Source organism: Salegentibacter lacus, assembly GCF_020164555.1.
Lineage (GTDB): Bacteria > Bacteroidota > Bacteroidia > Flavobacteriales > Flavobacteriaceae > Salegentibacter > Salegentibacter lacus.
Genome location: NZ_JAIQZB010000020.1, coordinates 57824 through 71473, shown reverse-complemented (window position 1 = coordinate 71473; position 13650 = coordinate 57824). Strand labels below are relative to the sequence as shown.

Sequence of the window (13650 nt, the reverse complement as noted above, 5' to 3'; positions counted from 1 at the left end):
AATTGCTGACATCTTCGTTCTAAACGAGGGTCAGACAGATATCCCGAATAGTTCGGGAAAAACCCATGAGTATCTTCAGTTATATTCATACTCCTAAAATAGTACATTTGTGTACACACGGTAGCTTGAAAAAAGGGGAGGAGCTTGTATGAGTTTTTAAATGGAATTTGAGTAAAATTACTTTCCGATTATAACATCCCTGAATTGGAGAACTACAAACTGATTTCCTGCCAACTGTCTACTGATAACTGCGAACTGTAACTACCAGCTTCCACCGGCACCGCCACCGCCAAAGCCTCCACCGCCGAAGCCGCCACCAAAGCCGCCTCCGCCGCCAAAACCTCCACCGGAACTGCCGCCGCCAAATGTGCCACGACCCAATGAACTCAGGATTATAGCATCCAGGAAGGTGCCTCCGGCACTTCTTCTTCCGCCATTTCTTCCACCTTTGTTTTTATTGGCAAGCGAAACAATAATTACCAGTAAGATAATTCCCATTACAAGAAGCTGTATGGGTATTCCTTCAGATTGGCCACGTCTTTTTGGGGTTCCTTCAAAAGTACCGTCTAAGACCTGGAAAATTGCGGTAGTACCCGCATCAAGACCATTGTAATAACTTCCGTTTCTAAATTCGGGAAGAATTACCTGCTCAATTATTTGCCAGGTTTTGGCATCGGTCAAGTATTCCTCCAGTCCGTAACCTGTGGTGATCCATATCTTTTTATCTTCTTCAGCTACGATAACAAGCAGTCCGTTGTCTTCTGCACTTTGTCCGATTCCCCATTCCTGGGCCCATTTAGTAGCATAATCACTTTGGTTTTCACCTTGAAAAGAGTTGATACTTGCGATTACAATTTGGGTGGAAGTGGTGTCAGCATAATTGACCAACTTCTGCTCCAGCTGACTTTCTTCCGAAGCAGTTAAAATATCAGCCTCGTCATAAACACTGGTTTCTTCTGCCGGTTTCGGCGGAACATCGCGTTGCGCATATATAAACCCCGAAAAAATGAGGAAAAAGAAAAATATTAATTTGGATCTTTTAGTGAATTGTGGCATTTATCCTTTTGAAATTTCATTGGAGAGTTCGTCCCGGGTGTCATCGCTATACGGGAAGTGTTTTTTAAGCTGCTGGCCGGCGGTTAAAATTCCGTCTACTAAACCTTGCTTAAATTCTCCTTTTTTAAATTTTTCTACAATGGCATCTTTTGTGCTTTCCCAAAAATCAGCTGGGACTACATCGTTAATACCTTTGTCGCCATAGATCACGAAATTATGATCTTCTACGGCAACATAGATAAGCACTCCATTATCGTGCTTGGTATTATCCATTTTTAGCATATGAAAGACCTCCATGGCGCGATCAAAGATATCCAGATCACCCGTGGTTTTTTCAAGGTGAACCCTTACTTCACCAGAAGTATGGCTCTCTGCCGTCCTAATGGCTTCAATGATTTCTTCTTCGTCTTTTTTGCTTAAAAAATCCTCTACTTTACTCATTTCGCTTAAAAATCAAATTCAACATCTGGAGCATTTTCTGCACCTTCTTCAGCTTCAAATGCGGGTTTCCTTTCAAAACCGAACATTCCGGCAAAAATATTATTTGGGAATTTTCTAATATAGGTATTGTATTGTCTAACCGCTTCGTTATAGCGATTTCTCGCTACGCTAATTCGGTTTTCTGTTCCTTCTAATTGCGACTGTAATTGAAGGAAGTTTTGATTCGATTTAATATCTGGGTATCTTTCAACAGAAACTAAAAGCCTGGATAAAGCATTAGATAATCCGCCCTGTGCCTGTTGGAACTGCTGTATTTGCTGCGGATCTAAATTTCCGGCATCAACATTTACAGAAGTAGCTTTGGCCCTGGCTTCGATCACATCGGTTAAAGTACCTCGTTCAAAATCAGCTGAACCTTCCACGGTGTTCACCAAGTTTGGAATAAGGTCAGCTCTTCGCTGATAGGCATTTTCAACATCGGCCCAATTCTTCATAACTCCTTCTTCATATTCTACTGCGGTGTTATTTACTCCTGCGGTGAGGCTGTAAACAATAATACCAAGAACTACGATTACTATTACAGGGATTAACCATTTTTTCATTTCTACAACTGATTTTTAAGATTGATTAGTTTTGCTTTTACTCCTTCCAACTTACGAATAATTTCGAAGTTGCTAAGGGTTTTGTGTTTTTCTTCTTTTAAATGTGTTTTTGCCCCTTCAAGGGTGAAACCGCGTTCTTTTACCAGGTGATATATAAGCTCTAAGTTCTTAATATCTTCGGGTGTAAATTTACGATTTCCTTTTGCATTTTTCTTAGGCTGGATCACATCAAATTCTTTTTCCCAAAACCTAATGAGGGAAGTGTTTACCTTAAAGGCTTCAGCAACTTCGCCAATGCCATAATATCTTTTTTCTGGTAAATTGAGGTGCATTAATCCAGGGATTGATTTTCTTGTTGTGCTTTTTCCAGAACCTTATCAAATTCTTCCGGCGAAAGGTTTCCGTAATAAAAATTAATCGGGTTAATTCGCTGGTCGTCTTTAAAGATCTCGTAATGCAAATGCGGTCCCTGGGACCTTCCCGTACTTCCTACATACCCAATAATATCTCCACGCTGAACTCGTTGCCCAACTCTCACATTATATTTATATAAATGCGCGTAAAGACTTGTGTATCCATAGCCGTGGTCTACTCTTATGTGATTCCCGTAGCCTGTAGAACGGTTGTCGGCTCTTTCTATTCGGCCATTTCCGGTTGCATAAACCGGAGTGCCGCGAGGAGCACTGAAATCCATTCCGTGGTGAAATTTTCTTACTTTGGTAAAAGGATCTGTTCTCCAACCGTATCCGGAAGCAATCCTGCTCAGATCTTCATTTTTTACAGGCTGGATAGCGGGAACTGAAGATAACAGGCTCTCTTTTTCCTTTGCCAATTCGGCAATTTCATCCAGGGACTTAGATTGTACCACCAGCTGCTTGGTGAGAATATCCATTCGTTTGCTGGTTTCAATAATCAATTTTGAGTTATCAAAACCTTCCAGGTCTTTATAGCGGTTAATACCACCAAAACCTGCTCTTCTTTGTTCTTCGGGAATTGGGTTGGCTTCAAAATAAACTCTGTAAATATTATTATCCCGATCTTCAATATTAGCCAGTACATTCTGGATCTGCCCCATTTTTTTATTCAGCAAACCATATTGGAGTTCCATGTTTTGAAGTTCGCGTTTTAAGGCTTTTTCTTTAGGGGTTACAATCTGCGGAATGTTTAAATAAATCACCAGTAATAGAAAGCCGGCAAGGAAAGATCCTAAGATACTAAGCATTACAATCCCTATGCGGCGGCTCTTTCGGCGCTCTATTTTTCTATAGGATTGCGTGTCGCTATCGTAATAATATTTAACCTTCGACATGAGTCAAATTTATGCTATTTTTGCCAACAATACTGAGCAATTACCGTGCTAAGTTTAGTCTGGTAAACGAACAAATATAGGAAATTGTTTCAGCACCAACACAAATTAATAATTTTAGATTAGAGTAGTTAGATGAAATCTCAGGAAATAAGAAGCCAGTTTTTAGAATTTTTTAAATCCAAATCTCATAAAATCGTTCCCTCAGCGCCTATGGTGCTAAAAGACGATCCCACCTTAATGTTTACCAATGCGGGGATGGTTCAGTTTAAGGAATATTTTTTAGGAAATAGCGAACCCTCCAGTTCGCGTGTTACCGATAGCCAAAAATGCCTTCGAGTAAGCGGAAAACATAACGATTTGGAAGAAGTAGGGATGGATACTTACCATCACACGATGTTCGAGATGTTAGGTAACTGGAGTTTTGGTGATTATTTTAAGGAAGAAGCCATAAACTGGGCCTGGGAATTACTTACCGAAGTTTTTAAAATTACTCCTAAAAATCTTTACGTTTCTGTTTTTGAAGGAAGCAAGGAAGATAAATTAGGATTGGATACTGAAGCCCTGGAGCTGTGGAAAAAAATTGTTCCTGAAGAACGAATTGTTTACGGCGATAAAAAGGATAATTTTTGGGAAATGGGAGACCAGGGACCTTGTGGACCTTGCTCTGAAATTCATATAGATATTCGTTCTGAAGCTGAAAAAGCCAAAAAGCCGGGAAGGGAACTTGTGAATGCCGATCACCCTCAAGTGGTGGAGATCTGGAACCTGGTTTTTATGCAATACAACCGAAAAGCCGATGGTTCTTTGGTAGAATTACCCGCAAAACACATAGATACCGGGATGGGTTTTGAACGCCTTTGTATGGCGTTACAGGGAAAACATTCTAATTACGATACCGATGTTTTTACCCCTTTAATTGCGGAGCTTGAAAAAATCACAAATTCCACTTACGGAAAATCAGAAAAAACCGATATCGCAATCCGGGTGATTGCAGATCACGTGAGGGCGGTGACTTTTTCTATTGCTGATGGGCAGCTTCCGTCAAATACCGGTGCCGGTTATGTGATTAGAAGAATTCTAAGACGTGCTATTCGCTACGGATTTACGTTTTTAGACACCAAAGAGCCATTTATTTATAAGCTTGTAAATGTTTTAAGCCAACAAATGGGCGATGCATTTCCCGAACTTAAATCGCAAAAAACTTTATGTGAGAATGTGATTAGGGAAGAGGAACAATCTTTCTTAAGAACATTAGATCAGGGCTTGATTTTACTGGAAAATATAATTTCTGAAACTAAGGGAAAAACCGTTTCAGGAAAGAAGGCTTTTGAACTTTATGATACTTTTGGTTTTCCAATAGATTTAACCGCTTTGATTCTACGCGAACGCGGATTTGATCTTGATCAAAAAGAATTTGAAGTTCAGTTAAAAAAACAAAAAGATAGGTCTCGTGCGGCAACCCAGGTTACTGCGGGAGATTGGGAAGAAATAAATCCTGTAAATGCTGAAGCTTTTGTGGGTTATGATGAATTAGAGATAGAAACCAAAATTGCCCGTTACAGAAAAGTAGAAAGTAAAAAAGGTGCGTTATATCAAATTGTACTAACCCAAACTCCGTTTTACCCTGAAGGTGGTGGACAGGTTGGAGATAAAGGTTATCTTGAGGATAATGAGGGGAATAAGGTTGAAATCACCGATACCAAAAAAGAGAATAATTTAATTGTTCATTTTGCTAAATCCCTGCCTAAAGATCCTAAAGCTAAATTTAAGGCGGTGGTTAATTCAAAAAACCGCGCTGCTACAGCGGCAAATCATACGGCCACACATTTATTACACCAGGCGCTTCGGGAGGTTTTAGGAACGCACGTAGAACAAAAGGGCTCGTTAGTAAAAGGAGACTACTTGCGTTTCGATTTTTCGCATTTTAGCAAAGTAACTAAAGAGGAACTCGAGCAAGTTGAGAAACTTGTAAACCAACGAATCAACGAGCAGCTTCCGTTGGAAGAACAACGAAACATTCCGTTTAAAGAGGCCGTGAATCAGGGAGCTTTGGCGCTTTTTGGTGAAAAATATGGAGATTCGGTTCGTGCTATTCGTTTTGGGGAATCTATGGAACTATGCGGCGGAATACACGTGAAGAATACTTCAGAGATCTGGCATTTTAAAATCACTTCGGAAGGCGCGGTTGCATCAGGAATACGAAGGATTGAAGCTATTACCGGGGAAGCAGTAAAAGATTACTTTGCAAATCAGGATGAGGTTTTACAGCAAATTAAAGCTGAACTAAAGAATGCAAAGGATCCTGTAAAAGCAGTAAATACTTTACAGGAAGAAAATGCAAGTTTAAAAAAGCAGGTTGAAGCTTTATTAAGGGATAAGGCCAAAAACCTAAAAAGTGAATTAAAATCTGAAATTTCAGAAATAAACGGCGTGAATTTCCTTGCTAAAAAAGTAGATCTTGATGCCGGCGGAATAAAAGACCTTGCCTTCCAGTTGGGAGATGAGTTTGAGAATTTATTTTTATTGTTCGGAACTGAGCAAAACGGAAAAGCACTTTTAAGTTGCTATATTTCTAAAGATCTCGCTAAGGAAAAGAACCTGCACGCAGGGAATATTGTAAAAGAGCTTGGTAAATATATCCAGGGCGGTGGCGGCGGCCAGCCGTTTTTCGCAACTGCGGGCGGTAAAAAACCGGAAGGAATCGAAGAAGCTTTGCAGGAAGCATCATCTTATTTGAAATAAAATATTAGCCACACAGGTTACTATTTGAATCTGTGTGGCTCGTTTTAAATTTATGGAATTCAGGACCAAAATACCTATACAACAGGCTGAGCCTAAAATAGATTATGAATCTAAGCTTTTTCTCATTGGTTCCTGTTTTGTAGAGAATATTGGGAAGAAACTGGATTTTTATAAACTGCAAAATTTACAGAATCCCTTCGGAATTCTATTTCATCCTTTAGCTATTGCAAGGTTTTTTCATAAACTTAATGAAGACACCCTGTATACGGAAAAGGATATTTTTCAGCACCAGGAGCGTTGGCATTGTTTTTATGCTCACTCTTCTTTAAGTGATCCTGAGGCTGAGGTTTTACTAAAGAACCTTAATTCAGCATTAAAAAACGCTCGTAAGTTTCTTCAGCAAAGTTCCCATTTGGTGATCACTTTAGGTACAGCCTGGAGCTATTTTTATTTGGAAAGGGAGCAAAGCGTGGCGAATTGTCATAAAATTCCGCAGAAATCTTTCAGGAAAGAATTACAATCTACAGAAGAAATTCAGCGAGCTTTAAATGAAATTCTAAAAGATTTAACCCAAATAAATTCTGATGTTGAAGTTATTTTCACCGTTTCTCCGGTGCGGCATATTAAGGATGGATTTATTGAAAACCAGCGCAGCAAGGCTCATTTAATTAGTGCTGTTCACTCTATTTGTGAGAAAAACGATAACATTCATTATTTTCCTTCTTATGAGTTGATGATGGACGAACTGCGCGATTACCGCTTTTATGCTGAAGATATGCTTCACCCTTCCCAAACAGCCATAGATTATATTTGGAATCGTTTTAAAGAAGCCTGGTTTTCAGAAGATTCTTTTGCTATTTTAAACGAAGTTGAAAACATTCAGAAAGGCCTTTCACATCGCCCGTTTAATCCTAATTCTGAAGCTCATTCCCGTTTTTCAGATAAGCTGAAATCTCAAATCTCAGCACTTCAAAAACGAGTTCCGCGCCTGGATTTCTAAATTAATTTAGGGTAAAAAAATCTTTAAATTAACTTCTCACTTGACTTGATATAGAAATATTTTGTATTTTTATTTCAGAATTAATGATGTAAGTCGTTGATAACGAAAGGCTGAAAAGCCCAAAGGTTTTGACAAATATCTTAATTCCTTTTCTAAAATTTGTTGGGGTAGATTTTAGAAATTTAAAAACTTATGGACGGGTGGGGCCGTCCATAAGTGTTTTATGACATCAAGTTTTCTTCAAAAACCCCTAAATTCACAATCTTTGTACCTTTAGAAAAAATTGATAAATGAGAAATTTCCTTATTGGAGCCTTTTTAGTATTGCTTATTGTTTTTGGAATTCGCTATTGTGAGAATAGAAATAATGAAAGAGATCAACTGGAAGAAAGCACTGCCCTGCTTCAACAGCAAATAAAAAATGTTGGAAAACTAGTTGTTACTGAAGGTACTTTCTCCCAGGTATATTCTTACAAAGATTCGAAGAAATTCTATCTTGATGTTTTCTCGGCGAGGAAGAAAGCGCTAATTGTAGTTAATGCAACGGCAACCGTGGCTTATGATTTAAGTAAACTTCAAACTGAAATTGATGAGGAAAATAAAATTGTGCGCATCACTTATATCCCTGAAGAAGAGATTTCCATTAACCCGGAGATAAAATATTACGATGTGACTCAAGATTACTTAAACCAGTTTGATGCCGATGATCATAATAAAATAAGAACCCGAATAGAAAAATCTATCCGGAAAAAAGTAGAGGCTTCTTCGTTAAAATCTAATGCCCAAAACAGGCTGATAAGTGAATTGCAAAAGATTTATATTTTAACCAGTTCTATGGGCTGGACGCTTCAATATAAAGACCAGAATTTTAATGATTCAAAAGAACTGGAAGAGATAAAACTCTAAATTATTTTGCTCACTTACTGAGTTTTAAATATCCCAGGCTAGTTGACCAATTGCACATCAATAAGATTTATTCCACCTTCAATTAAATGAGAAATATCGGGTCGTCTGTATTTTACATCCTGCAAATGATTTAAAACCTCTTTGGTGAGTTTTTCTTCTTTTCCAACTACTAATTCATAGATTTCTACAGAAAGTAACCAGTCTTTTTGATGGTGTTTTTTTACAAGATCAAAAGCGGCATCCAACGAAAATTTCGCGTCGTTTCCTTGCCTAATATTTCTAACCGATTCATAAAGAGAATCCAGTTCTTCACGTTCCGGAGTCTTTTCACTTTTTATGGTAGTACTGGAAGTTTTGTGGGTAATTAAATCAAAAGAAAGATTATCGGCAGGACCAGCAAATGCTGAAATAATTTCTTTTCCAATCGCCATATCATATTTACCCCATTCTGGCTTAAATAATATTTCGTCCTCGTAAGTAACGCTGCAATCTTTAAGACTAATAAGGATAATTTTTCCCTGTAGGTTTCTGGTTCCGGTAATGATCTCGCCTTTAACTTTTATTCCGCCTTCAAATTCAAATTCAATCTTTTCGCCTTCATAAATATCATAAGCTCTAAGATCGCGCGGACTCATATCTTCTATCGCGAGATTTATTCCTTTTAAAGATCCGATTGGAGATCCAAAACCTTCAGGATGGTCTTTTACGCTGTGTCCAACCAATTCTTTTTCTCGGTGGGAAAGTGCAGTTTTTCCTGAAGTCTGTACATAAATTGGTTTGCCTTCGTATGAAATCACTTTTGAAAAATCTCCCGAAATCTGTAAACCGGTACTCAGTTCTATGGTACCAAGATTTTTAGAATCTATCAGTTTTTGAATTCCTTCCAGACCGCCTTTTCTCAGGGCCATTTTATTGGCAAATTCTTCCAAAACTGAACTTAAATGAGCAAAGTCTGGCGTTACATAAAGTTGAGGTTGAGGTTTGGTGATATCAAATTCCTGCTTGCAGGCTTCGATTGAATATGGAATCTTTTTCACTTTATCGGTCATACACCAGGCGCTTTCCCCAATGGAAGATAGTAAGCCTGCACCGTAGATTTTAGGATCTTCAAGCGTGCCTATCAAACCATATTCAACGGTCCACCAGTGCAAATTTCTAATTTGCGCCATTTCGCTGAGCTCGCTGGTTTGGTTTTGAAGTTCGTCCACTTTCCGCTCAGCCGCTTCAATTTCATCCTGTGGAGTACCTTCTGCTTCTTTAATAATGGAAAGATGCCTTATGGCTTCGTATATTTCGTAATCTCTTGCGCTCGAAATAGCCTTGCAACCAATTTCCCCAAAACGTCTCAAATATTCAGCGTATTCAGGATTGGCAATAATAGGAGCGTGACCCGCCCCTTCATGAATAATGTCGGGTGCCGGGGTGTATTCAATATGCTCGAGTTGCCGAATGTCGCTGGCAATTACTAAAACATTAAAGGCCTGGAACTCCATGAAAGCAGCTGGCGGGATAAACCCGTCTACAGCCACTGCAGCCCAACCAATTTCTTTTAAAATACGGTTCATTCCGTACATATTTGGAATATGATCTATAGAAATCCCGGTTTGTTTTAAACCTTCTAAATATGATTCGTGGGCAACTTTACTTAGGTAATCTACATTTTTACGCATTACATAACGCCAAACTGCGTGATTGACCGGAGTATAATCATCGTAATTCTGAGGTTTTATATATTGCTGAAGATGGGACGGTAAACGGTCTAAAATCGCGTTAGATTCAATTTTATCGAGCATAAGTGTGATTAACTAAAATTCATTATAAAGATAAGAAATTAAGCTGAAATTCATAAATTGATAATCAAATGCCCTATAAAATAAAAATGCTCCTGTTTAAGGAGCATTTTAGTAAAAAAATTTGTTGGGTTAATCTTCTATTTGTGGGGGATACTTTTCCAGTATTTCCTGAACAATTTCGTTAATTCTGGCTTGTTTTTTATTCACATCGCTGGCCAAAGCAGCGGTACCCATTCCTTGCCAAACCAATTCTTTACCTTCAGCATCTATTAAATCTATATAAAGCGTTCCTTCACTGGTTCTATTTACAGTATTAAAACCCGAGCCCCAGTACCAAGGGTGCCATCCCCAGCCGTATCCCCAGCCCATCATATTGTTCTGGTAGATATTAATATTTTCGTTGGTTTTGGTGAAAATGCTTACTAAAAGATCGGGATCTTCAGACTTAGTAAAGCCTTTGCGTTGCATTTCATCTTCTATAGCTCTAAGAATTCGTTTTTTATCTAAATCAGAAATCTCGGCTTTATCTATCCCCGGTTTAAAAAAAGCATAACTCTCATATTGATTAAAATTAACTTCCCTATCGTAATCTGAAGCAACTCTCACACTGCTGCAGGAAGTTACCAAAACAGCCAGCAGAAGTAAAACCGGTGTAATTTTTAAGACTTTCATATAATAATATTTTTAGATGTTAGTGTCGAAAAGAGCCGGGTCTACCAGGTTTGGGATCGTTACTTTTAGCCTTGGTTCCATTTGCATAGCCCTTTTAGCAGCGAAGACTGCTTCTTTATTCCGGGCCCAGCTTCGTCGGGCAATTCCATTATTAACATCCCAGAAAAGCATAGATTTTAAACGCTCTTCCGATGTTTTATTTCCTTCAAGAATCATACCAAATCCGCCATTAACAACCTCGCCCCAGCCAACACCGCCGCCATTATGAATGCTCACCCAGGTAGCTCCCCTAAAGCTATCTCCTATAACATTTTGTATGGCCATATCGGCTGTGAACTGTGATCCGTCGTAAATATTTGAAGTTTCACGATAGGGAGAATCTGTGCCTGAAACATCGTGATGATCACGTCCTAAAACAATCGGTCCAATTTCACCCTTACCAATAGCATCATTAAAAGCTTTTGCAATTTTCACCCGGCCTTCAGCATCGGCATAAAGTATTCTGGCTTTAGAACCAACGACCAGTTTATTTTCTCGAGCACCCTTTATCCACTGAATATTATCAGCCATTTGCTGCTGAATTTCTTCCGGGGAATTCCTTTTAAGTTCTTCTAAAACTTCAGTCGCGATCTTATCGGTTTTCTCGAGATCTTCTTCTTTTCCAGAAGCACAAACCCATCTAAAAGGCCCGAAACCATAATCAAAACACATAGGACCCATAATATCCTGAACGTAGCTTGGATACTTAAAATCTTTCCCATTTTTAGCAAAAATATCGGCACCGGCTCTGGATGCTTCCAGTAAAAATGCATTTCCATAATCAAAGAAATAGGTGCCTTTGGCGGTGTGTTTGTTAATTGCAGCGGTTTGCCTTTTTAAACTTTCCTGAACTTTTTCTTTGAATTTTTCAGGTTCGTCGGCCATCATTTTATTAGCTTCTTCCAGGCTTAAGCTTACCGGATAATAACCGCCGGCCCAGGGATTATGTAATGAAGTCTGGTCACTACCCAAATCGATATAAATATTTTCTTTGTCAAAATACTCCCAGACTTCAACGATATTTCCCTGAAAAGCGATAGAAATAACTTCCTTGTTCGCTTTGGCTTCCTGAACCCTTTTTGCGAGTGCAGTAAGATCTTCAATTACTTCATCAACCCAGCCCTGGCTGTGACGAGTTTGAGTGGCTTTCGGATTTACTTCGGCACAAACTGTAATACAACCTGCGATATTCCCGGCTTTGGGCTGGGCACCGCTCATTCCCCCAAGCCCCGAGGTTACAAATAATTTTCCTTCCAGGCCTTCGCCCGATTTTGATATTTTTCTTCCTGCATTTAATACAGTAATTGTAGTGCCGTGAACAATTCCCTGTGGGCCAATGTACATATAGCTTCCGGCCGTCATTTGGCCGTATTGGGTTACACCAAGTGCATTGAATTTTTCCCAGTCATCGGGTTTAGAATAATTAGGAATCATCATTCCGTTGGTTACGACTACTCGCGGAGCATTTTCGTGGGAAGGGAATAATCCCATTGGATGACCCGAGTACATTACCAAGGTCTGGTCGTTTTCCATTTCAGCTAAATACTGCATTGTGAGGAGGTATTGCGCCCAATTTTGAAAAACTGCTCCATTTCCTCCATAGGTAATCAATTCGTCGGGATGTTGCGCTACTTTGGGATCCAGGTTGTTTTGAATCATTAGCATAATCCCTTTGGCCTGAATGCTTTTTCCAGGATATTCTTCAATACTTCTGGCGTATAGCTTATAATCTGGTTTCAGGCGATACATATAAATCCTCCCGAATTTCTCTAGTTCCTCCTTAAATTCGGGTAAAAGTTCCTTGTGGTGCTTTTCTTCAAAATACCGCAGCGCATTTTGGAGTGCTAATCGTTTTTCTTCAGCATTTAAAATATTCTTGCGTTTTGGTGCGTGGTTCACCGATGTATCGTATTCTTTTTTAGACGGAAGTTCGCCGGGAATTCCCTTTAATATTTTCGCTTTAAAGTCCATTTAATTTCTGTTTGCAATAGGTTTCAATAATAGGAAGAAATGTTAAATTAAGAAGTTTTAAATTTCATTTTCTATAAATTTAGCGCTCTTTTAAAGAAATAAATTATGAAATCTATTATAATTCTTCTTGCTGTTTTTTGTCTTGTTTCCTGTAAGAATGAAAAAAATAATTCAAAACTAAAAACTATTGAAAGTTCAGTAGAAAATATAGAAAGCACTACAGATAATACTTACAATCCTCGTGCTTCCTTGGATTGGACCGGAGTTTACGAGGGTTTCCTGCCCTGTGAGGATTGTGACGGGATTGAAACCAGTATTCAAATAGATGATAATTTAGATTATGTGCTTTCACAACACTATTTGGGTAGGGCGGAGGCTGAAGAAAATAACTTGAACGAAACCGGGAAATTTGAGTGGAACAAGCAAGGGAACACTATTAGTTTAGGAGAGCGACAAAAACTATATTTTAAGGTAAGTCAAAATTATCTGCTGCAGGTTTTTAAAGACGAATCTAAAGTAATGGGAGATTCTGCAATGAAATACAGACTAACAAAAATCAATGATTTATAATTGCTTGCCGGTTTTTTTATCAAAACCGTAGGGGCAATGCCTGCAACCACTTTCGCAGCAATAGCCTCGTTTTAAGTGATATTGCTCGGTAAAACAGCGATAGCCTTCCGGCGTTGTGTAGTAATCGCCTTCTTCCAGCGGAATTCTTTTTTTGAAAAAACTCATACCGCAAAAATACAATTTCTTAACTTCCACACGTGATTCTAATCGTTAACAAATATCTCCTGGGGAAATCTTTTAAAGGCGTGAGTTTATGGCCTTTTGTGATTATAAAAAATCCGGAACTTAAGAAAGATGAAACTTTTATTAATCACGAAAAGATTCATCTTAGGCAACAATTGGAATTGCTTATCCTGCCTTTTTATATTTGGTACTTATTGGAATATCTGCTGCGTTTAATTCAGTATAAGGATCGTTTTTTAGCTTATAAAAATATTAGTTTTGAGCGGGAAGCTTATACCCAGGAAATGAAAGAGAATTATATTAAGGAGCGTAAATTCTGGGCATTTTTGCAATTTGTATAGGTGGTTAGTCTCAGAAATTAGACCTT

The 13650-nt window shown here is 38.6% G+C and carries 14 protein-coding genes; 5 read left to right on the top strand and 9 right to left on the bottom strand.

All coding sequences use genetic code 11. The annotated features are described in order from the left end of the window. Positions 1-261 precede the first annotated feature (261 nt). Genes LB465_RS15200 through LB465_RS15180 form a run of 5 tightly spaced genes read right to left on the bottom strand, consistent with a single transcriptional unit; the run spans position 262 to position 3408 of the window. Positions 262-1056, bottom strand: a complete 795-nt coding sequence (locus LB465_RS15200; protein ID WP_224470777.1) for a TPM domain-containing protein — start codon at positions 1054-1056, stop codon at positions 262-264. Then, complete coding sequence (locus LB465_RS15195; protein WP_224470776.1) at positions 1057-1497, bottom strand: TPM domain-containing protein; 441 nt, start codon at positions 1495-1497, stop codon at positions 1057-1059. It abuts the gene before it with no gap. 5 nt (positions 1498-1502) lie between these two features. Next, positions 1503-2099, bottom strand: coding sequence for a LemA family protein (locus LB465_RS15190; RefSeq protein ID WP_224470775.1), 597 nt, complete (start codon positions 2097-2099; stop codon positions 1503-1505). 2 nt (positions 2100-2101) lie between these two features. Beyond that, entirely contained in the window at positions 2102-2431 is a 330-nt protein-coding gene (locus tag LB465_RS15185) for a MerR family transcriptional regulator (protein WP_079735950.1), read from the bottom strand. Further along, positions 2431-3408, bottom strand: coding sequence for a M23 family metallopeptidase (locus LB465_RS15180; protein ID WP_224470774.1), 978 nt, complete (start codon positions 3406-3408; stop codon positions 2431-2433). Before LB465_RS15180 ends, LB465_RS15185 begins: the two co-directional genes overlap by 1 nt. Positions 3409-3540: 132 nt before the next feature. Between LB465_RS15180 and alaS the strand changes: the two genes are divergently transcribed. From alaS to LB465_RS15165, 3 genes are all read left to right on the top strand, one after another. Next, positions 3541-6150, top strand: coding sequence for an alanine--tRNA ligase (alaS, locus tag LB465_RS15175; protein ID WP_224470773.1), 2610 nt, complete (start codon positions 3541-3543; stop codon positions 6148-6150). 52 nt (positions 6151-6202) lie between these two features. Next, the gene (locus LB465_RS15170) at positions 6203-7150 is read left to right on the top strand and encodes a GSCFA domain-containing protein (protein WP_224470772.1); all 948 of its coding nucleotides are present in this window, start codon (positions 6203-6205) and stop codon (positions 7148-7150) included. A 290-nt stretch (positions 7151-7440) separates the two neighbouring features. Further along, entirely contained in the window at positions 7441-8055 is a 615-nt protein-coding gene (locus LB465_RS15165; protein WP_224470771.1) for a DUF4230 domain-containing protein, read from the top strand. Between the two features lie 38 nt (positions 8056-8093). Here the strand turns inward: LB465_RS15165 and LB465_RS15160 are convergent, their stop codons facing one another. From LB465_RS15160 to LB465_RS15150, 3 genes are all read right to left on the bottom strand, one after another. After that, on the bottom strand, positions 8094-9848 hold the full coding sequence (locus tag LB465_RS15160; protein ID WP_224470770.1) for an aromatic amino acid hydroxylase: 1755 nt from the start codon (positions 9846-9848) through the stop codon (positions 8094-8096). 129 nt (positions 9849-9977) lie between these two features. Next, entirely contained in the window at positions 9978-10520 is a 543-nt protein-coding gene (locus LB465_RS15155; RefSeq protein WP_224470769.1) for a DUF4136 domain-containing protein, read from the bottom strand. A gap of 12 nt (positions 10521-10532) precedes the next feature. After that, positions 10533-12530 (bottom strand): urocanate hydratase, encoded by a 1998-nt coding sequence (locus LB465_RS15150; protein ID WP_224470768.1) that lies wholly within the window; start codon positions 12528-12530, stop codon positions 10533-10535. Between the two features lie 105 nt (positions 12531-12635). Here LB465_RS15150 and LB465_RS15145 point away from each other — a divergent pair, with 105 nt between their 5' ends. After that, entirely contained in the window at positions 12636-13100 is a 465-nt protein-coding gene (locus LB465_RS15145) for a copper resistance protein NlpE (RefSeq protein WP_224470767.1), read from the top strand. Here LB465_RS15145 and LB465_RS15140 read toward each other — a convergent pair. Beyond that, a complete protein-coding gene (locus LB465_RS15140; RefSeq protein ID WP_224470766.1) occupies positions 13095-13265 on the bottom strand; it encodes a DUF5522 domain-containing protein in 171 nt (56 codons plus the stop codon). The two genes, LB465_RS15145 and LB465_RS15140, sit on opposite strands and share 6 nt — an antisense overlap. Before the next feature lie 32 nt (positions 13266-13297). On the opposite strand from LB465_RS15140, the gene LB465_RS15135 reads away from it, so the two are divergent. After that, positions 13298-13624, top strand: a complete 327-nt coding sequence (locus tag LB465_RS15135) for a hypothetical protein (RefSeq protein ID WP_224470765.1) — start codon at positions 13298-13300, stop codon at positions 13622-13624. Positions 13625-13650: the final 26 nt, after the last annotated feature.